General features: G+C 46.1%; 17 protein-coding genes. 8 read left to right on the forward strand and 9 right to left on the reverse strand.

The window, feature by feature from the left end:
* The first annotated feature begins 427 nt into the window (after window positions 1-427).
* The gene (locus MHM99_RS02330; protein WP_239217995.1) at window positions 428-1,825 is read left to right on the forward strand and encodes a hypothetical protein; all 1,398 of its coding nucleotides are present in this window, start codon (window positions 428-430) and stop codon (window positions 1,823-1,825) included.
* A gap of 1 nt (window position 1,826) precedes the next feature.
* On the opposite strand, the gene MHM99_RS02335 is transcribed toward MHM99_RS02330, so the two are convergent.
* On the reverse strand, window positions 1,827-2,618 hold the full coding sequence (locus tag MHM99_RS02335; protein WP_239217997.1) for a DUF4019 domain-containing protein: 792 nt from the start codon (window positions 2,616-2,618) through the stop codon (window positions 1,827-1,829).
* A 329-nt stretch (window positions 2,619-2,947) separates the two neighbouring features.
* Here MHM99_RS02335 and rapA point away from each other — a divergent pair, with 329 nt between their 5' ends.
* The 6 genes from rapA to MHM99_RS02365 all read left to right on the forward strand — a co-directional run bounded on the left by rapA (window position 2,948) and on the right by MHM99_RS02365 (window position 11,740).
* On the forward strand, window positions 2,948-5,809 hold the full coding sequence (gene rapA / locus MHM99_RS02340; protein ID WP_239217999.1) for an RNA polymerase-associated protein RapA: 2,862 nt from the start codon (window positions 2,948-2,950) through the stop codon (window positions 5,807-5,809).
* Between the two features lie 49 nt (window positions 5,810-5,858).
* Complete coding sequence (gene rluA / locus MHM99_RS02345) at window positions 5,859-6,575, forward strand: bifunctional tRNA pseudouridine(32) synthase/23S rRNA pseudouridine(746) synthase RluA (protein WP_014975619.1); 717 nt, start codon at window positions 5,859-5,861, stop codon at window positions 6,573-6,575.
* A 149-nt stretch (window positions 6,576-6,724) separates the two neighbouring features.
* Entirely contained in the window at window positions 6,725-7,612 is an 888-nt protein-coding gene (locus MHM99_RS02350) for a DUF3530 family protein (protein WP_187447288.1), read from the forward strand.
* A gap of 142 nt (window positions 7,613-7,754) precedes the next feature.
* Window positions 7,755-8,078 carry a hypothetical protein gene (locus MHM99_RS02355; protein ID WP_014948188.1) on the forward strand — a complete coding sequence of 108 codons (324 nt, stop codon included), beginning with the start codon at window positions 7,755-7,757 and terminating at the stop codon, window positions 8,076-8,078.
* A 43-nt stretch (window positions 8,079-8,121) separates the two neighbouring features.
* Window positions 8,122-9,468: an MFS transporter gene (locus MHM99_RS02360; protein ID WP_171337546.1), complete on the forward strand. Its 1,347-nt coding sequence runs from the start codon at window positions 8,122-8,124 to the stop codon at window positions 9,466-9,468.
* Between the two features lie 79 nt (window positions 9,469-9,547).
* On the forward strand, window positions 9,548-11,740 hold the full coding sequence (locus tag MHM99_RS02365; RefSeq protein WP_239218001.1) for a response regulator: 2,193 nt from the start codon (window positions 9,548-9,550) through the stop codon (window positions 11,738-11,740).
* On the opposite strand, the gene MHM99_RS02370 is transcribed toward MHM99_RS02365, so the two are convergent.
* The 7 genes from MHM99_RS02370 to rppH form a co-directional block, all read right to left on the reverse strand.
* Entirely contained in the window at window positions 11,735-12,724 is a 990-nt protein-coding gene (locus tag MHM99_RS02370; protein ID WP_081099330.1) for a sensor domain-containing diguanylate cyclase, read from the reverse strand. The genes MHM99_RS02365 and MHM99_RS02370 overlap by 6 nt on opposite strands.
* Window positions 12,721-13,791 carry a response regulator gene (locus MHM99_RS02375; protein ID WP_061094163.1) on the reverse strand — a complete coding sequence of 357 codons (1,071 nt, stop codon included), beginning with the start codon at window positions 13,789-13,791 and terminating at the stop codon, window positions 12,721-12,723. Before MHM99_RS02375 ends, MHM99_RS02370 begins: the two co-directional genes overlap by 4 nt.
* A gap of 9 nt (window positions 13,792-13,800) precedes the next feature.
* A complete protein-coding gene (locus MHM99_RS02380; RefSeq protein ID WP_061094162.1) occupies window positions 13,801-14,634 on the reverse strand; it encodes a thymidylate synthase in 834 nt (277 codons plus the stop codon).
* Between the two features lie 8 nt (window positions 14,635-14,642).
* Window positions 14,643-15,455 (reverse strand): prolipoprotein diacylglyceryl transferase, encoded by an 813-nt coding sequence (lgt, locus tag MHM99_RS02385; protein WP_069943708.1) that lies wholly within the window; start codon window positions 15,453-15,455, stop codon window positions 14,643-14,645.
* A 4-nt stretch (window positions 15,456-15,459) separates the two neighbouring features.
* Window positions 15,460-16,266 carry a sulfite exporter TauE/SafE family protein gene (locus MHM99_RS02390; RefSeq protein WP_239218003.1) on the reverse strand — a complete coding sequence of 269 codons (807 nt, stop codon included), beginning with the start codon at window positions 16,264-16,266 and terminating at the stop codon, window positions 15,460-15,462.
* A gap of 3 nt (window positions 16,267-16,269) precedes the next feature.
* Window positions 16,270-18,561, reverse strand: coding sequence for a phosphoenolpyruvate--protein phosphotransferase (gene ptsP / locus MHM99_RS02395; protein ID WP_039224899.1), 2,292 nt, complete (start codon window positions 18,559-18,561; stop codon window positions 16,270-16,272).
* Between the two features lie 123 nt (window positions 18,562-18,684).
* Window positions 18,685-19,227, reverse strand: a complete 543-nt coding sequence (rppH, locus tag MHM99_RS02400; RefSeq protein WP_014948179.1) for an RNA pyrophosphohydrolase — start codon at window positions 19,225-19,227, stop codon at window positions 18,685-18,687.
* A 113-nt stretch (window positions 19,228-19,340) separates the two neighbouring features.
* On the opposite strand from rppH, the gene mutH reads away from it, so the two are divergent.
* Window positions 19,341-20,018 carry a DNA mismatch repair endonuclease MutH gene (gene mutH / locus MHM99_RS02405; protein WP_039224444.1) on the forward strand — a complete coding sequence of 226 codons (678 nt, stop codon included), beginning with the start codon at window positions 19,341-19,343 and terminating at the stop codon, window positions 20,016-20,018.
* Between the two features lie 32 nt (window positions 20,019-20,050).
* Here mutH and MHM99_RS02410 read toward each other — a convergent pair whose 3' ends face one another.
* Entirely contained in the window at window positions 20,051-21,130 is a 1,080-nt protein-coding gene (locus MHM99_RS02410; RefSeq protein ID WP_069943707.1) for a DNA mismatch repair protein, read from the reverse strand.
* Window positions 21,131-21,198 lie beyond the last annotated feature (68 nt).

Genomic DNA, 21,198 nt, shown 5'->3' on the forward strand with positions numbered 1-21,198 from the left:
CTCGAAACAGGACTTCTTCCCCTACTCGCGTCGACTGAGAAGCAGTACTACTCTTTCTGCCTCAAAGGTTCGTTTGTTAAATTAGCGAACCCTTAATTCCACCATAATCCAGTTTTTGAGATTTAGCACTGTTTTTTCTTTTTTATTTTTCGTTAGAGCAAGTGATAAGCGAAGAGCAGTCCCTTCACGTAATATGAGATAGCACAGCGCTCCCATTCTGCATTAACAAGAAACTGGCATACTTGGTTCGTAACAAATGCTCACACTTTAACTACAGTTAGCGCAGCTTTAGTTGCGTTTTTAATACCCAAATAGGCTAAGGTGTATTTGTTGAAGCGGTGAATTAAACACGGGTGCTAACCCAATGCCACAACACCTCAATAAAGTGGATGCGTTTAAATTAATAACACTCAGGGAAAGATCAGCTATGAATTGGCTTAACATCACAAAAATAAAAACGGCCATAAGCGTGACGTTAGCGCTACTGGCGTGCTTTAACGCTGAAATTGCATGGGCGAATAGCCAAGCGCTCAATGATTCTTCCCCTTCTACTATTCTAATCAAGGTTGAGAAAAGCACGGCTGATACGTCTGAAAAATGGGTAGTCACTTACACATTAACTACGCCAGCCAAAACGCTGGCTTTTGTTAGAAACCCAGATACATCAAGAACAACACGTTGGTTCGCGCAAGACAACGACATAGAAATCGTCTTTGATGACACCAAACACCAAGAACTTGTGCGCTCGAAGTCAGGCAAGTCCCTCTCTACCGTGTCATTTTTACTGACGCCCACCTATAAACATCTGGGTAAAGATTACGCACCATTTTCTCCTTTTTCTGATGGTGGAAATACCTTTCACTCTGGGCGACTGTTTGCTTGTGCTAATGCCTGTACTGAAGAAGATAATAAATGGCACCTGACACTCAATGTTCCCAGTGATGAACACATAGTGTTGAATGGCAAAGTAATGAAAAGCAGCGTGTCGTGGACAGATAACAATGATGGAAGAGTCGTGTATGTGGGTAAGCAACAGCCAATTATTACCGATGATGTGGTTGCCCTAATTGATCCCGGGCTTCCTGAAAGCATTAAAGCTTCGCTAGAAGAAGATATACCCAACATGATGGCGTTTTTCTCCCATTCTCTTAATCCTCTTAAGGGCGAAAAGCCCATGTTATTTGCCTCTTACGCAAACGTAGACGATCACTCTACACAAGGTGGAACACTACCTAACCAGATATTTATGCATTGGAACAGACAAGACTTAAATGAGCAGGCCAATAACAGCAGCTTTGTTAACCAAACACTTTGGTTCTTTGCTCACGAAGTCGCCCATTTATATCAGCCCGGCAGTACCGAAGGTGTATCAGAAAACGAGGAGCAGTCTTGGCTGCACGAGGGCAACGCCGACTACTTTGCGGCAATCGCCATGAACTTCCTCTACGAAGACGCCAATAGCTATGTTGAAAGCCGAATGACCCGCGCTTTCGAGAGCTGTACTGAAGGGCTGGCGCAGACAACGCTGGCTCGTGCTTATAAAAACGGACACTTCAATCTTTATTATTCATGCGGGATGATAATGCACCGCGCCATCGATAGCGTGGTGCAACAAAAAACGTTAGGTGAGGAGTCGCTGTTCACCGTATGGAAGCGACTTCAAAAAGCAGTGAATAGTGGCATGCCACCTGGCACAGCGACGTTCCTAACCTTGTTAGAGCCCTACAATGCACCTGAACTTATCAAAGCCATCAACAATGCAACGAGCGATCATGCTTTCAAAGCCATTCAAGGAATTGAAACTTTGTACCAGTTACCTGAGTAGGCTACTTAATGAAGTAGCCTATTGCTTTATATTCGCCATCAACTTCCACCATAGAAAGGGTCTCTACTTTCATTGTGGTCTGGGAATCAAAGTCAGTGGTGAACGACAAAATTAAGTAGTTTCCTTTAGGCAATCCCGGCAGTGAAGTTGGCGCTTGTGCTAACGCAATTTCCCTCGACTTGGCTGCCCCCAATGGCTCCCTGACTAGCTGCATCGCCTCGGTCCATTTAGCTATTGAAATACCGCTTCTAAAAATAGCCCCACTCTCTTTCCAGCTTTGTTCATATTCTCCGCTGTCGATAAGTTCCAGCCAGCTTGTTGCACCTTCAAGGACTTCGCTACTGACATTAACTGGCTTGCCAGCTTCAATTACTTGGTTGCTACCATTGTTCGCATTGACCGTTTGCGCATAATAAATAGCAGCAAACAAACTGATGGCGAGCGCTAGCGTGATCCAAAGAACATGTTGGGGATTCAACGACGTTCGCCGGTCACCCTGCAGCTTAATTGAATGATGAGCTGCGGCATTCTCGCCCGCAGTAGAAGTTTGCGAGGTTGGCTGCCCTTGAGCATGACTTGTAGTGGCATGGGTTTCACCCATTAAAAGCGCATCGGGCGTCGTTTCGAAAACTGAAGCAAGTGCGCCTATTGAATCGTGTGAAGCAGATTGTGTTTTCTCAATTCGCTGAATAGTACGCAAACTCAATCCAGACACATCTGCCAGATGCTGCTGACTCCATGCCCTAGCATTGCGAAGTTGTATAAGCTTTTGACTGTCTACTTTCATATCCATCTCGCGCTTCCTCCTGTTAGCTGCGCTTCACATACGTTAAAAACGTAACGCGGTTAACAGTAAGAAATATCCATGGTCAGTGATACGACAGTTTTACGCCAACCCTGTGACAAAGCAAGCCTGATGGGCACGTTAACGTTCTTATTCTTTTGCTACCAGCATTCTCGTTGTGAAGCAAAGAAGGCCTACTAGTGCTAATCGTCTTGTTAACGCAGGGCATAGGTACTCAATCCCCCCACCTGCAACCGCAAATCAAATGAGCTAGTATTAATGACTTATCACAACGCAATGCGTACAATACCGCCCCCCGAAAAATAGGTTGGTGATTTATGAGTTCAGATAGTCAATTTTCAGTTGGTCAGCGTTGGTTAAGCAACACAGAAATAGAGCTGGGGTTAGGTGTCGTTATTGGTAGCGACTTCCGTTCTGTCGAAGTGTTGTATCCAGCAACAGGCGAAGCGCGAAAGTATACTAAGCAAGATGCGCCGCTTACGCGACTAATTTTTGAAATTGGCGAAACGGTCAAAAGCCAAGACGGCTGGGAAATGACCATTACTGAAAAAGAAGAAAGCCAAGATCTTTTCATCTATCACGGGCTTCGCGAAGACACCAAAGCGCAAGCGCGATTACCTGAAACCATGCTAGACAGCCATATTCGCTTGAACCAACCTGAAAAGCGCCTGTTCAGTCAGCAATTAGACAACCCTAAATGGTTCGATTTGCGCGAGCGTGCTTTAGATCATCAATACGATTACTTACGTTCAAACACCATTGGTCTTGCAGGTGCGCGCATATCGCTTATTCCGCACCAACTCCACATTGCGTCAGAGGTAGGCGGCAGACACGCACCTCGCGTATTACTTGCCGATGAAGTAGGTCTTGGTAAAACCATTGAAGCCGCGTTGATTATTCACCAGCAGCTTAAAACAGGCCGCGCAGAGCGCGTGCTTATTTTGGTTCCAGACTCGCTCATGCACCAATGGTTAGTTGAAATGCTTCGTCGCGTTAACCTTCCTTTTGCCATTTACGATGAAAGTCGTTGCGAGGCTATAGAGAAGAGCGAAGGCTTACAAGATGACGAAACATCTGACGCGAGCGCTGTGAATCCATTTGAAAACGACCAGCTAGTACTTTGTAGTATCGACTTCCTAAGCAAGAGCGAAAAACGCCAGCAGCAAATTCAAGCTGCAGGATGGGATTTAATGGTTGTCGATGAAGCCCATCACCTTGCGTGGTCAAGTGAGGCTCCCTCTGCCGAATACTTGTGTGTGGAAGCGCTGGCAAACCAAACGCCAGGCGTATTACTGCTTACCGCAACGCCTGATCAACTTGGTCACGAAAGCCACTTTGCCCGCTTGCGCCTGCTCGACCCGGCTCGCTTCCATAGCTACGATGCATTCTTAGATGAAGAATCGAAATACAGCCAACTGGCCGATGCGGTAGCGCCATTACTTTCAGACGCCGAGCCTAACGACAAACAACGCAGCAAACTCGCAGAGTTCGCGCCTGACGTAATGGAACATGCGGGTGATTTAAGCTCGCCGGACAATCGCCATGCGTTGCTGCATCAACTTATTGACTGTCACGGCACAGGTCGTATGCTGTTTAGAAACCGCCGCGCCAATATCGAAGGCTTTCCGATGCGTAAATTAAGCGCTTACGAACTGGCTTTGCCTGAGGTTTATTCAGATGCAGTGAGCGGCGGCGACTTAACCTATTCACTGTATCCTGAACGTATGGCAAGCGTGGTTAACAGCTGGACCAAGCAAGACCCGCGCGTTGAATGGCTGCTTGATTTCATGCAAAGCGTTAAGCCAGAAAAGATTCTGCTTATTTGCGCAAGCGCCCGTACAGCGCAAGAGTTAGGTGAGGTTATTCGCACGCAAACCGGTATTCGCCACAGTGTATTCCACGAAGGCATGAGCATTGTGGAGCGCGACAAAGCGGCTCATTATTTTGCTGATGAGGAAGACGGCGCACAAATTCTACTGTGTAGTGAAATTGGTAGCGAAGGTCGTAACTTCCAGTTCGCTCATCATTTGGTGCTGTTCGATTTGCCTATCACGCCAGATCTGCTTGAACAACGTATTGGTCGTCTTGACCGTATTGGCCAAACCCAAACCGTACAAATTCACGTGCCGTATTTAGCGAAAACCGCGCAGCACGTATTACTAGATTGGTATCACGAAGGGCTGAATGCCTTCGAAAAGACCTGCCCCACGGGCTCTGGTGTATTCGACGACGTTAAGCCTCTGCTTATTGGTGCGTGCTTACACCCTGACGATATGAGCGCGCGTGACGAGCTAGTGAACATGAGTGTTACGCTTAATAGCCAGCTCGTAGCGCAGCTTGAAGCCGGTCGCGATCGTCTTCTTGAGCTTAATGCCTCGGGTGAAGGCCGCGTAGAACAACTGCTTGAAGACATTATTACCCTTGATAGCGAACAAGATTTGTCGCGCTTTATGGGTCGCGTTTTCGATGCTATCGGTGTTCAGCAGGATGAAAAAGGCAATGACTGCTTTATTCTTATGCCAACCGAGTCGATGGTGAGCCAGCTTCCAGGTCTTGACCCAGAAGGCATGACAGTCACTTACAAGCGCCGTGTTGCCACCACGCTAGAAAACGTGCAGTTTTTAAGCTGGGATCATCCACTTGTGCATACCGCCATGGACGTAGTACTCACCGACGTACACGGAAAGAGCAGCATGGGCTTCATTGCCGAGCCGTCTTTGCCAAAAGGCGCTTATTGGGTTGAGGCGTTGTTTGTGCTGCAAGCGCAAGCGCCTAAAGCGCTTCAGTTGGGTCGCTTCTTACCTCAAACGCCCGTGCGAGTGTGTTTAGATGCGCAAGGAAACCCGTCTGAATTGAGCTTCGACGTTAAGCGTAAAATTGGACGTAAGATCTCGGCTCAACTTCTAAAAGCCTTGCAACAGCCGCTTGAGCTTGCCATTGAAAAGGCGCGTAAGCTTGCCCATCAGCAAGCCAACCAAAAGCAACACGACGCACTTAACAGCATGCACAGCACGCTTAACGAAGAAATACAGCGCTTACGCGATCTTCAAAAACGTAACCCTGCAGTACGTGACAGCGAAATAGAGTTTATTGAAACGCAAATGAGCGCCCTTGATAAAGTAATTCAGGATGCAGATGTTCAGCTGGACGCCATTCGTATTGTGGTAAATAACCCGTAACCTCGAAAGGTTAAACATTCAAAAGCGACTGTGAAGTAACGAGTACATAATGGCGAACCCAAGTTTTGTTTATAACCCACCGATGACACCTTATCTTGATATTTTGTATCAAGATGAGGACATGGTGGTTGCGCATAAACCTAGCGGGCTATTGAGCGTTCCGGGCAAAGCATTAGAGCACCGCGACTCGCTGATTAGCCGGGTGAACCGTGTGTACCCCACCGCCACAGTAGTGCATCGCTTAGACATGGCGACTTCGGGTATTTTGGTGCTGGCGCTTAATAAAGATAGCCATCGCCATATCTCGAAACAGTTTGAGTTACGTCAAACTAAAAAGCGCTACTTCGCACGTGTTCATGGGCATGTAGAACAAGACAGCGGAGAGGTTAACCTTCCCCTTATTTGCGACTGGCCAAACAGGCCAAAGCAAATGGTAGACTTCGAGCGCGGTAAAAAAGCCGTAACGCACTTTGACGTCATTGAGCGCACACTGGATGAAAAAGAGCGACCCTATTCTCTCGTTGCCCTTTATCCTATTACCGGTCGCTCTCACCAACTGCGAGTACATATGCTTGCTTTGGGTCACCCTATTTTGGGAGATAGACTCTATGCCCATGAAGAAGCGTTATCCATGGCGCCTCGTTTACAGCTTCATGCTGAAAGCTTGAGTCTTTCGCACCCGACACTTGGGCATTGGCTGCACTTTAATGTCGCCATCCCTTTTAGTCCGTTTTGCCCAAAGCCGCTCTCAGAAAGTATTGAGTAGCGTTCTAACGCTACTCAACTTTATCAATAGACTCCATTTTAGTTTTAACGCACCCTGCCGATAACCTTCGTATACGCTTGATGTACGAATTAATTTGATGCTGTCAAAGCTGAATAGATCCAGATTAAGGTAAAGGCAAACCACATTTTATGAAAAGGCACGCTCTCCTTTTAACATTTGCTGTTATTGTTTCGCTATTGCCTATGACAGCTCACTGTGACTTTTTCACAGATGTTAGTCACGCCTATCTGCCTGGAGAAGTGAAACCTTTGATGATTGGAGAAGTTGAATCCCCAATTATTGAAATTGAAGCGCAAACACCATTACCTTTGGGTGTGGCTATCATACTCACCGAGCCTTTTCCCTCTAGCCTTACGCTCGCGCAGGGAAATAGCCTTGCCAACATGCTTGCAGAAAAAGGCTGGAATGTAGTGATAAGTCCGTTTAATTTGCCGGTCAATGTCACTTCCCAGCAGAACCTACCTGCTGAATCTACAAACACCGACATATCAGACTCTGAAACTACGTCTATGTCAGCCCAAAATATCCACCCCAGAAGTAATCAACTTACGCAGTATCTCAATTTCGAATCAGCAACTTCAGCACTGAGTTTACAACTCAATGCATTGAATAATTATTTACAAGACAATTCAGGCTACCGTATGGTCATTGCACAAGGCATGCTGGCCACAACTTACTTGTCCGTCGTAGAGCAACAGCCTCAACTTCATCCAGACACTTTCGTAGCCATTTCACCTTTTTGGCCAGAAGAATCAACGAATACATTAGTTATAGATAATATAGCGCAGTCCAGCTTTCCAATATTGGATCTGTCACTAAGTGGATTTAACGATTGGGCGAACAGTACCACGCAAAAACGAAAGATTAGCGCAAAAAACGCACTAAAAATGCACTATCGGCAAATAATTATCCCCAGCAATTTATTAGCCTTTAGTATAAAGGAGTTTCAGAAACCCCCTCATATTCAGATAGTTGCAAATAGTACTATTGGTTGGACTCGCCACCTAGGCTGGTAATTCGATAATTTACCGATTACGCTAAATTAGTATCCAAAACAATTACCTAAATTTAATGGTGTAAATAGCAAGCCTCTGTCCTAAGCAGTAAGATTGTTATGAACTATAATACTTTTAGCAAACATAAACGGTTGAGTTACTTGTGAGTGTTCAAGATTTCGTAGATAACAAAGCAAAGCAGCTGTGTTTCTATTTGAGAGCATTTTGGCAAGGAGAGCTTCCTATCGAGGAGATCGAGCTATTCTTTTGGGATAGTATGGAAGAATGGGGGCAAATTGATTACACCTTAACGCAGCCCTACACACAAAAAGAACGAGTTTTTTGGCATTTACTTCACCAAGTGCATTATTGGAATGAAGATAAGCTAATTAACGACCAGTTTCTTGTAGATGAACTAAATAACTGCGTGAATTTCCTTGAAGGTTTGGGTCATTGCCCACTCGACTGCGTAGGCATTCGTCCATAGTAAAACTTTCACTTCAACGCGTTATTGCTTCTCACTGTGGTTCATGGCTCAATATGCTTTTGTATTCTTGCCTAAGGCCGCAGTTTTGCTCAACGCTTTAAAAACGTTTAACGACAAACGATACCTCAGTATATTTCTTTTCGGCATTTCCAGTGGCTTCCCTTGGATCATGATTGGTTCAGTGCTATCTGCTTGGCTCAAAGATGAAGGTTTGTCTCGCTCGGCCATCGGCTTATTCGGCATTATTTTCGCGACATACTCTTTTAATTTCCTCTGGTCTCCGCTTGTCGACAAAATCAAGCCCCCACTATTAGGTCAACGACGAGGTTGGATTTTCGCTATGCAAGGCTGTGTAGTTTTGCTGTGTTTAGTGATGTCTCAACTCACTGCAGACCAAGATTTGTTTTATGTTGCATTAGTCGGTTTGCTTATTGCTATTGCCTCAGCCACGCAAGATATCGCCATCGATGGTTTTCGCATTGACTGTATTGCCCAAGACGACAAAGACGGCATGTCAGCTGCGTCTTCAGTAGCCACCGCTGGCTGGTGGACAGGTTATGGCGGGCTTGGTGCTATCCCGTTCTTCTTGGCTGACATGACATCTTGGACTTGGCCAAACATTTATCTTTTACTCGGTGCTCTCATGGCTTTATTAATGTGCGCCACGTATTTAGCGAACGAGCCACAAATTGACCGCGAAGCCTTGCTTGAAAAGATAACAGCCAAAGATACAAAGCAGTCTCCCGTTTTTCACTGGATACAAACTACTCTGGTCACGCCATTCGCCGAATTTTTCAATCGAAATGGCGTTAAATTAGCGGCGTCGTTTTTACTGTTTATCTTTCTATTTAAAATCGGTGAAGCCTTTCTAGGCCGCATGAGTATCGTGTTTTATAAAGAAATTGGCTTTTCTAATAGCGATATCGCTACTTACTCAAAATTGCTCAACTGGTGGGTAACCATCGTGTTTTCACTGTTAGGTGGATTGGTTAACATTCGCTACGGTATTTACCGCGGATTAATGATTGCGGGTGTGGCCATGGCCGCGTCTAATTTATTATTTGCACTGATCGCGCAAACAGGCCCTTCCACATCTCTTTTAGCCATAACCGTTATTGTCGATGGTTTTACAGGGGCTTGGAGCACCGTTGCCATGGTCGCGTTTATCTCACTATTGTGTAATCGGGCGTTTAGTGCAACCCAATACGCACTCATGGCCTCCCTGAGTGTTGCAGGCAGAACTTTGGTCGCTTCTAGCAGCGGCTTTGTTGTAGATAGTCTTGAAGGCAATTGGAGCTTGTTCTTTATTCTCACAGCAGTCATGGTAATTCCCAGCCTTTGCTTTTTGTATTCAATTAGGCACCACATAAAGCGCGTTGAGTCACCGTAATTTTATTCTACTTCCTTGCAAGTTAGCGTTAGTTGCCTACATTTAAGGTAGGTATCTCTACCGCATATTACTTGCAAGGATGAACGTGAGCTCAAACCAGGCTGGCCAGTCGCAGCGCAAATCATCATCAATTTCGCGGACATTCACTTTTTCAAAAGTGAGTGTTACAGCACTGTTGATCGCTATGGTTGTCATTGCGGTTTTAATCGCGCTGATGAGCAAACAACAAGCTCTCATAGCAGCCTTAAAGCAGCAGAGTTATTTAGAGGACAATATTCTTGCCACTGAGTCTAGTATCAATCAGTTTACGTTTCAGGTGGAGAGCAGCGCGTTTTCTGGCCCCGCGAATTATACTATTTTAAAGCGCGAGCTACAGGTCACCGTTCAAGGTATATCAGAATACCTTCGCAGTAGTGCAGGTCAAGCTATCTCGCCCACCGTCTTATCCGAGAGAGACTTTGCAATAGCAAAAGAAGGATTGAATAGCGCGTCTGCACGGCAGGTCGCGCAAACCACACTAGATTTACTTTATACTCTTATTGAGTTGCCGACAGACGATGCAACTCAACGTATTCAGCAGCAATTTAGCCTGCTGCCTATGGTCAATGCCATGCAGGCGGAAGAAAACGCGTTGTTACTGCGTATTCAGGCGTTGCGCAATAAGATGCTTCTCACTACTATTTTGGGCGCAGTCGTCATTGTACTTTGGTATTTTATTGCATGTTTTTTTTACAAAAGTAACGCAAACAAGTCGCCTAAAAAGTTTGGTAAATCGAAGTTGAGACTTGCCGTTGTGGATGACGATAGAGATTTGCAAAACAAAGAGTTTTTGCAACTGATTAGTCATGAATTCAGAGCGCCAATAAGTGCAATTATCAGTGCTCTTGAACTTATTCCTAACATGGAAGAAGAGCGCACCAGACTAATTCAGCAGGCTGAACAATCCAGCTATCGACTTCTTAATCTTACCAACAACCTTACCGATGTATTAACCAATAACACTGAAGACGACTTGCACTTTTCAGATGTCGACCTAATCAGCTTGCTCGACGAATGTATCTCGCCGTTTTCTGTACGCGTAAAAGACAAAAAAATCGAATTTAATATGCACTGTAGTCACAGTGTGCCCCATTACGCAGAAACGGATCCTGTCGTCCTTTCTAAAGTAGTAGTTAACATTCTTGATAACGCCGTTAAATTTACGGCTAATGGACTGATCGACGTCACCGTTACAACCTTGGTGAAAAACCAAGGGATTTTTCTCGTTATTATAATTAGTGATACTGGAATAGGAATTGATGAGGCGACGCAAAAGCGCATGTTTGAACGCTTCTATCGCGGTGAACACTCAACTGGTCAGCGCTTCCCGGGGGCAGGAATTGGCTTGTCTGTAGCTAAACGCAGCGTTGATAAGCTGGGCGGTGCACTACAGGTAACCAGTACAGTTGGAGTTGGTACAGAGTTTAAAATTTTACTGCCTCTGAAACCTATTGAGGACCTTCCCGCTACAAATTCAGCACCGTCTAATGCGACCTTCGCCGTAGTTGACGATTTAGAGATATCTAGGCTGCATTTACAATCAATTATTACCAAAGAGGGCTTTAGCGCACGCACGTTTTCATCTGGTGCGAACTTGCTCAATCTGCACGAAGAAATACTTCAGTTTTCAGGCATTATTGCAGATTTGTACATGCCGGGCATGAATGGTCTTGAGCTAGTGAGGACGCTCAAGGCGATTTTTGGTGAACGGGTACCGCCCGTTATTGTGCTGTCAGCAACCCCAGATATTGCCAACATTATTGCAAACAGTGAACTCCCCATCTATCAAAGCTTTGTAAAACCCATAGATAGAAACCGGTTTGTAGATGCGCTCCATCACCTCACAGCAAGTAACGCAAGAGTTGTTGAAACAACGAAAAAGGCCAACGTGTTACTGGTAGAAGACGAGCCCATTAATGCAGAAATGGTGGGGTATATGCTGCAATGTATGGGTCACGAAGTTACCGTGAGTTACACCGGTGACGACGCTATTATTAGAGTGAGTGAAAATGCGTTTGACTGTGTACTGCTGGATATCAACTTACCAGATATCAATGGCTTGGAAGTCGCTAAAATAATGAAAGAAGGTCACCCTGACCTTCCAATCATCGCCCTTACGGCGAATGCTCACAGAAGCGATAAAGAAGCGTCGCTGCAGGCAGGTATTCGATACCACTTAGTGAAGCCTGTTACCTTTCAAGAGCTCAAAAACACCCTACGCCTAGCGCTATAATGCGCTAGGCGCTGCATAAATGCGATATTGATTTCGGCCGTTTTCTTTTGCTTCATAAAGCGCCTGATCAGCACACTCAAGCCATGCCATCGCTCCTTTAAAGTCAGGAGAGAATTGTGCAAGACCTAAACTAACAGTGAAACTTATTGACTCACCTTCGTGTTCTACCACTAAACGCTTTGCTAATTGTCTGATGCGTTCGGCAACTATCTTGGCATCTTCAACCGAAGAGTCATTCAGAATAATGGCAAATTCCTCTCCGCCGTAGCGCCCTGCAAGGTCGGTTTCTCGCACACAGCGCTTAATTAGCGCTGCTAACATCTTAATCACCTTATCCCCAGCCTGATGACCATAAGTATCGTTAATACGTTTAAAATGGTCGATATCGAGCATAAGCGCAGTACTTGGCTTTTCTCGGCGCACACAAAGTTTGTGCATCTCATCAAAGCGTTCCTGCCAGTAGCGACGATTATATAGCCCAGTTAAACCGTCCACGCGGCTCGCTGTTTTCAACTCTTCGTTAAGATGCTCCATTCCACGCTTACCAAGCGCCTGCTCAGTGACATCGTAAACAAGCATACAAAACCGCTCTACGTTGCCGCGCTTATCAACAATAGGGAACATGGTCACATTTTGGTACATGAACTCTGCAGCGCTGGTTACAGGACGATTACAACCAAACTTAAACAAGTAAGGGCGCTGTTCCCAAATAATAAACACCGGGCTCTTCAAATTGAACACAGGGTCGACTTTGGTTCTCAACCACTTTTCCTCTATTTCCGGGAAATGAGAAAAAAGACTGTCTCCAATGATTGCTTCCGCTTTCTTTGCACCATGGTTTTCAAGAAACTTGTTCCACACTTGAACGTTGAAGTTGCGGTCTAGCACTGCAATGCCCACTTCAATGGAATCGAGAAGCTCTGCGGGTACTTGAGAAGAATTAGCTAAAGCACCGGTGGAAAGTGCGTCTGTTGATGCATTCATATACTTTCCTTGTCTTGTGTGACAGCGTCATCATCGAGCAGCCGAGAATAGATATGGTTCATGGCGTCACCAGGAAATAGCAACAGCAGGTCAAAGGAAATATCTCTGGCCTTAATGGCATAACCTATTTCGATAGCCATGAGCTTGCCCCATCGCTGCACGTTATCACTTAAAAGCGTTGATAGTCCTTGGTGCTGCCCCAGTAGCACCGGATGCGTGTGGCTAAAGGCGACATTTAACTGCTCTGACAAACCGTTTAAACAGGCCCCGATAAGAATATTGGAAACATCCATTAGTGCTTCTAGCGCTAGTTGGTCTGAGGAAGCTGACGGCGGATACTTTAATAGTTCAACGATGTTTTGAGAATTTGTGTCGGTAAAAATGACCAGCGCTTCGCCGCTTATACCTTCACTAATAAAGCCTTTTGAAACTGCCGACACACTGTCGTTACGATTAATTTCCGCAACCGCCATAGACAGTTCGTTGCTTTCAATTAAGTTGACGTTTGGGATAGGCAAATCAATAAATTCACCTAGCAGTTGAGCAAGATTCTCACCCGCACGCCCCATGGCAATATTGACCATTTCACGGCATGCGTCTAATTGATCTTCTTTACTCATCTGGCGCTTGGCTAAAACGGCATTTGAGTCGCTATCGTCTTGCGCTTTTTGTAAGCTCGCGCCAGAAGAATGCCTCTCGCCACTGTAAATCCCGTAAGAGGCTAGGATGTGGCTGAGTTTTTCGTTATCAATTGGCTTTCTTATGAAATCCAGGGCACCAAGAGCGAGCATTTTTTCTCGCGCTTGCGCTTGTACATCACCGGAAACGACAACCACCAAGCAAGGAAGATCCTGTTGGCGAATGGCTTCCATGGTTTGATAACCGTCCATTACCGGCATGTTTAAGTCGAGAAACACCACATCGCCTTTGCCTTCGCGAACAAGCGCGAGGGCTTGCTCACCATTCTCGGCAAACGAAATATCCACGTCCCACCCATCAGGTAAACTGCGCGCCATCTGGCGCCTTGCGAAGCCTGAGTCATCGCAAATCAATATCGGAGTACTCATGGTAACTCCTTAAATAGCTACAGGGGCTTTAATGTGTGGGTGTGACTGATAGTTTTTAAGCGTAAAATCGTCGAAAGAGAACCCAAAAATGTCTTTAACCTCTGGGTTAATTTCCATAGTTGGACGCGCAAACGGTTCGCGACTAAGCTGTAGCTCTACCTGTTCAAGATGGTTTGAATACAAATGCGCATCGCCTAGCGTATGAATAAAATCGCCGGGCTCTAAATCACACACTTGCGCCATCATCATGGTCAGTAAAGCATAACTTGCGATATTGAACGGAACGCCCAAGAAAATATCGCCGCTTCGCTGGTAAAGCTGGCAGCTAAGCTTACCGTCTAATACATAAAACTGGAAAAGTGTATGGCAGGGTGGCAGTGCTTGCTTGCCCATCGCTGCATTTTCTTTAGGAGAATAACTGGTATCAGGGAGTACCGCAGGGTTCCAGCCGCTAACGATAAGACGACGGGAGTCTGGGTTGTTTTTGATTTGCTCAACTACCTCGGCAATTTGGTCCACCGATGTGCCATCACCGCGATCCCAACTGCGCCACTGGTGTCCATAAACCGGACCAAGTTCGCCTTCTTCGGTAGCCCACTCGTCCCAAATACTCACCCCGTGCTCTTTCAAATAAGCGATGTTTGTCTCGCCTTTAAGAAACCAAAGCAATTCGTGAATAATGGATTTAAGGTGACACTTCTTTGTTGTCACCAAGGGGAAACCTTCCTGTAAATTAAAACGCATCTGATAGCCGAATACACTTAACGTACCTGTACCAGTTCGATCTTCCTTTTTCACACCCGTATCACGTACATGGCGCATTAGAGCGAGATATTCTTTCATCGTTATTCTTATATTTTTTGCTGTTCAACATGGTCTTTTCCGCGCATGTAAGCACGGGCTATTAATCCTATTCCTAAAGCTATCATAGGTAAACAAAGAAGTTGCCCTTGGCTTAGTCCCATTTGATATAAGCCAATATGTGCGTCGGGTTCCCTGAAGTATTCTACGATAAATCGGAAGGTGCCGTAACCAAGTAAGAACAAGCCGCTGACCGCCCCTACTGGACGCTTTTTGGCAGAATATAGCCATAGGATAATAAAGAGTAGTACGCCTTCAAGCGCAAACTCGTAAAGCTGTGATGGGTGACGGGGGATATTACCCGCGTTGGGGAAAATGACCGCCCAAGGCACATCGGTGCTACGCCCCCAAAGTTCAGCGTTTAAGAAGTTACCTATGCGTCCAGCACCCAAGCCGATGGGTACTAACGGGGCAACAAAGTCCCCTAGTCGAAGGAAGGTCGTGTTCATACACTTGGCGCGCCAGAATAAGGCTGTTAGCACCCCTAAAAGCCCGCCGTGGAAGGACATTCCACCAGCCCAAATTTTGAATAAGTACAAGGGATCGTCGAGAAACATACCAAACTGGTAGAAAAGCACATAGCCTATTCGACCGCCTAATATTACGCCAACGAAGCTCCAGAAAAGCAGGTCGCTTAACTGCTCACGGCTCCAGTTGGTTTGTGAAAGACGCTTTTGTGCCAATAGGTACGCGGCGATAAAGCCCACCAAATACATAAGGCCGTACCAGCGGACACTTAACGGACCGACACTGAAGATAACGGGGTCGATACTGGGAAATACCAGATAACTGCTCTGTTCCATTACTTTATTCAATTCCTAAAATCATTCTAATGCTCACCAACACGAGTAAGCACGCCAACATCGCTTTTAACACACGAACATTTACTCGCTGCCCAAGCTTTGCACCTATGTTTGCGGTAAACATAGAGGTGGCAACAATACCAGCTGTTGCAGGTAAATACACATAACCTAAACTATGTTCTGGTACATCTATCGCATTGTAACCGGCCACAATAAAACTCGTGGTACCAAAAACGGCAATAATAAGTCCGCAAAAGGCAGCACAGCCAATTGCCGTGCGTACATTAACACGAAACCATACCAGCGCAGGTACCAATAATGCACCGCCACCAATCCCCATAAGTGCACTTAGTAAGCCAGCTCCACCACCAACAGTCGCAAGCGTACCTTTTGATGCGTCATTTTCTGAGGCTTTTTGCTTACCAAATATCATCTGCATCGCAATTAAAATAACCAGCACCGCAAACACATCTTTAAGCAGTTCACCAGAAATATGGCTTGCTACCTGAGCTCCGGCAAATGCGCCAAAAGCAATACCTAAGCCTGTGTAAAGCACAACATGCCTTTGAATATTACCCAGCTTGTAATGCGCGAAGGCCGACGACATTCCTGTGAAGATGATGGTAGATAATGAGGTAGCGATAGCGACAGGCATTACGGTTTCAGTGGTCATTCCCATGAAATGTATAAGCAAATACGACAACACAGGAACGATGATAAGCCCACCGCCAATGCCCAGCATACCCGCCAGAACACCTACCACAGAACCTAAAATAAGGCAGCTGAGAACTATTACAACTAACGGATCCATTCCTTAAGCACCTGCTCGGATAAGGCCTCCCAGGCCCTTGGTTTCAAGATATTGATTCAAGTGCACAAAAACTTCTTCTTGGCTAACAGAGGTGAGCGCCAATGACAGTAACTGCTTACATTCATCCAGCGTGACTTTTCTAATAAGCCAGTTTATTTTTCTTAAGTTAAAGCCGTTCATACTTAGGCGGCGATAACCCATTCCCATTAGCAGTAATGCTCCAGCTGGCTCACCTGCAATTTCACCGCAGATAGTCACGGGCACTTGATTTTGATTGGCTTTTTGAACCACATCGTAAAGCGCCCCTAATACCGCAGGATGATAGCTGTTGTAGAGCCCTGCCACCCGCGTATTGTTTCTATCCACCGCGAGCAGATATTGGGTCAGGTCGTTACTGCCTACCGAAAAGAAATCCACGTGCTTTGCTAATTGAGGTAGCTGATAAAGTACCGACGGGACTTCTAGCATAATACCTAACTTAGGCTTGGTTAACGTTTGTCCTGACTCTGCAATCTCATCACAAATTTCATAATATGCCTGATTAATTAGTCGCTTAGACTCCTGCACTTCAGATACGGTGGAGATCATTGGCAGCATAATTTGCAAATTGCTTAGGCCTACACTTGCACGCAGCATGGCGCGAACCTGAACCAAGAAAATTTCTGGATGATCAAGGGTTAGGCGGATGCCTCGCCACCCCAAAAATGGGTTTTCTTCATTAATTGGGAAGTACGGTAGTGGCTTATCGCCTCCTACGTCGAGAGTACGCATAGTGATAGGCAATGAAGGCGCGGCCTCAAGCACTTGGCGGTACAGCTTTACTTGCTCTTGTTCTGAAGGAAAACGCTCGCGTAACATAAAGGGGATCTCGGTGCGATAAAGCCCTACACCCGCACCAATTTGTTCAGCGTTTAGCTCGACTTCAGCTGAAAGGCCAGCGTTGATATAAAGAGACATTCTACAGCCATCAACACTTTCGCAAGGTTTATCAGCCTCGGCGTCAATTTTCTCTGCGATGGCCGACTCTTCTTCAATGAGCTGTATAAATTCAGACTTGATGTTACGTTCAGGCGATACAATGACCTCGCCTGAATACCCATCAAGCAAAATCTCTTTGTCTTCGAGTAGTGCTGGCGTGACGTTTTGACAGCCCATCACTGCAGGCACGCCCATGGCTCTAGCCAATATTGCCGCGTGAGAGTTATTTGAACCGCGAATAGAAATAATGCCTTTTAGCTTACCTCTTGGAAATTCGGCAAGCATAGGCGCTGAGACTTCATCAGCTACGAGAATACTGGCTTCGGTTATCGTTTTTTCAGTAACCTTTTTGCCATTCGCTTCATACAAAATGTTGGCAAGAATACGGTCGGATAAATCGACAATATCAATGGCGCGCTCTTGCATGTAAGGGTCGTCCATTGCCTGAAAGCGCGCGGCATAGCTTTCTACAACCATTTTCAATGAAGACGCCGCATCCCAACCTTGGCGAATTTTTTCTTCTACTTCCCGCCCAAGGCTGTTGGCATCTAGCAGATGATGATACAGCTGAAAAATGGATTTAACATCGTCGGGAATGCCGTCATCTAACCGCTTCGATAACGCATCGACATGACCTCGCGTAACTTCAACCCCTTTGCGATAGAGTTGAATTTGATCTTGAGGAGATTGCGTGCGCTTTACGACCCAGTTTTTAAGGTTAATAGATTTGTCTGGAGACACTCCCTTGCCAATAGCAAGACCTGGAGAACCCGCAATACCACGCACATTTTTTTGCCGCGCAGTATTGTCGTTCGAATTTGACAGCGTCAAAGCCCCGCGAATATCAGCATTGGTTATTTCTAACGCGAGCTGCGCAGCAAGGGTGACTAAGAATGCTTCTTCGTCTTCACTGAAGCGGCGCATTTGTGATTGCTGAAGGGTAATAACACCAAGCACACGCCGTTGGTTGATAATAGGCGTACCTAAAAAGGCGTTATAGTTTTCTTCCTGAACTTCGGGGTAATGTTTGAATCGAGGATGGCTATGAGCATTAACGATATTAAGAGGCTCTTCCCGCTGACCTACTAGCCCGATAAGCCCTTCTGAGAAGCCAATGCGTACCTGCTCGACTGCATCGGGATGTAGTCCGTCAGTGGCTTTAAGGATAAATTCTTGGGTGTCGTAATCGGCAAGGTAAATAGAGCATGAATCGACATCTAGGGTCTGTTTAACCCGTGAGGCTAGCCTAAACAACGCCGTATCGAGAGCAGGAATTTGATTCATTTCCTGCACGATACGCTTTAACGTGGTTAACATTGTTCCTTGCTGGCTCTGAGGGCTCACCGGTTTTTCCTTTTTTACTCGCAGTTTACTCGCTGCTTACTCCGCACACCGCAATATTGCACACCTCTTTCTTGCGTACCTGAACTTCGCATACGCTTATCCACGCCTGCGTTTCTTGCCACGTTTATGTGGCGCTGCGTTTTGGCGCTGTTGAGGCCGATGCTGCGCAGACATAACTACAGGCGAGAACTCTTTCATTACTCGTCTGTATACATCGCGCTTAAACGATACAACGTTTCTTATTGGATACCAGTAACTTACCCACCTCCAGTCATCGAATTCAGGATGACCTGTTTTAAGTACATTAACGTCTCGCTCGTTACAATCGAGCTGCAACAAGAACCATTTTTGTTTTTGCCCTATACAAACAGGGTTACTGCCTTGTCGAATTAATCGCTTCGGCAGCTTATATCTAAGCCAGTTACGGGTAACACTTAAAATAGTGACATCTTTCGGTGTCAGCCCTACTTCTTCGTGAAGCTCGCGGTACATAGCTTGTTCAGCAGATTCCCCTTCATCAATTCCGCCTTGAGGGAACTGCCATGAATGTTGACCATAACGTCTTGCCCAAAATACTTGACCCATTTTGTTGCAAATCACTATGCCCACATTCGCACGGAATCCATCGGCATCTATCACATAGACTCCCGGGCACACTATACTGTTATATGTTTTCATTCTTCCACAAACTATGCTCCAATCATAGTCTTAATATTCGTACCCGCTTTTCAAACAGGAAATTAGCCATATTTATGCAGCCTCCAGCGTCTCCCCCGTCATCTCCAGATAGCCTTTTAGCCCGTTGTCATGCGATAGCAGGCTTGACGCTTGGAGAGCTTGCGGACATGGCAAATGTAGCCATTCCGGCCAATTTACAACGTCACAAGGGGTGGCCAGGCATGCTGATAGAGAAGTGGCTGGGCGCGAGTGCAGGTTCGAAGCCTCAACAGGACTTTCCTGAACTTGGTATCGAACTTAAAACCATTCCCATTGACGCCCATTTTTCCCCCTTAGAAACCACCTACGTTTGTTTTGCCCCGCTTTTGATGACGCCCGGCATTACATGGGAAACGTCTAACGTGCGCAACAAACTACAGCAGGTATTGTGGCTACCTATTGAAGGTGACAGAGCTATTCCGCTGGCCCATAGGCGGGTAGCAACAGGCTTCTACTGGCGACCGAATGAACACGAAGATGCGGTATTGAGACACGATTGGGAGGAACTGGTCGAGCAAATTGCAACTGGACAGGTCGAGTCGATCACCTCTCGTCAAGGCGAGGCCTTACACATTCGTCCTAAGGCAGCAAACGGGAAAGTGCTCACCGACGCGTTGGGGCCAGAAGGTCAGCGTATCAAAACCCGTCCTCGCGGCTTTTATTTACGTAAAACCTTCACCCATCAAATATTGATAAATGCATTTGGTGGCTAACGCGAACTCAACGTCTAGCACAACACTCTTGTTTATCTTAGCGGCGTGGAGTTTAGGTGTTTAACCAAATACTCACTCAAAAACTTTTCTGAATTTATCCCCATGCGTTTTGCCACGGCTTCAAGTTTAGCGTCGCTGCGCAGCAGTACATTCTTGGCGTACTCTAAGCGGTAGTGGAAAATGAAACGTCTAAAGTTTTTCTTTTCGGTAAGTTGCAAGGCCAATGCGAGCGAGGTGGGGTCGATATCTGCCCCTTTACAAAACTCACTGAGGGTAAGGAAGCGAACCTTGTACGCCTTTGACTCTATGGTGTAGCGTTCTGCTTTAGAAATAATACTGCTAATTTCATAAGGCGTTGCTTTGCCTTCATCTAAGCGTTCGTAATCGAGTGGCGACGGGGACGTCCGTCGTATAAAGGTTAGTGAAAACAGTACAACTAGAATTGCCGTTCCAATCATCAGATGATGAAACCCTTCCCAAAAAGGAACAGGGAAGAAGCCGAATGTTGCGGCCGTCACAAGTAAAATACTCATAAACGCAACGCCAACCAAGCTCCCCATTACTCCGGCAAGCCTAGGCATTTTCAGGTTTTTTATATCCACCGCCTGCTCTGGTAAGTGCCTATGGTACATTTGAATATGCTCGGTAATAAGAATACCTATGAGCAACACGCTAAACCCCGTTAACAGTGATGCTATGTAGGCAGGCCACAATAGCAGAGGCTGACCATGAGGAGACGATGAGAGCCATTGCTGCTTATCGTCTACGGGTATTAGGAGAATGGCGCACTGAAAAACGCCGGTCATCACGACAGGCCACCACAGCCGCTTTCGTGCCGTAGGATAAGCTAACAGCATGGGCTTTATTGCGCGGTAACAACACGTAATCGCGATAACAGCAAATACTTCTGATAGCCCGTAGATATTAGCCAGCCCTGTGGCATTTGCCATACGAAGCCACTCATCCAGCATAAATACAGGCCAGCACAAAAACGCTGCCGTTAGCCAGCGTCCACTGCGTAAATTGACTTTTTGAACGAACAGACGCACAAAGCCAATGGCATAAATGCCAAGCAGTGCGTAAAGGAAATAGTCATTTATGGCTGAGGTCATCAGCGCCCTCCATCCTTGAGATTCGAGTTGCCTTTACCGTGCATGTTTACAGTAACCACATATGCATA

It is taken from the genome of Alteromonas sp. MmMcT2-2, assembly GCF_022348305.1.
In the GTDB taxonomy this organism is placed as follows: Bacteria; Pseudomonadota; Gammaproteobacteria; order Enterobacterales; family Alteromonadaceae; genus Alteromonas; species Alteromonas macleodii.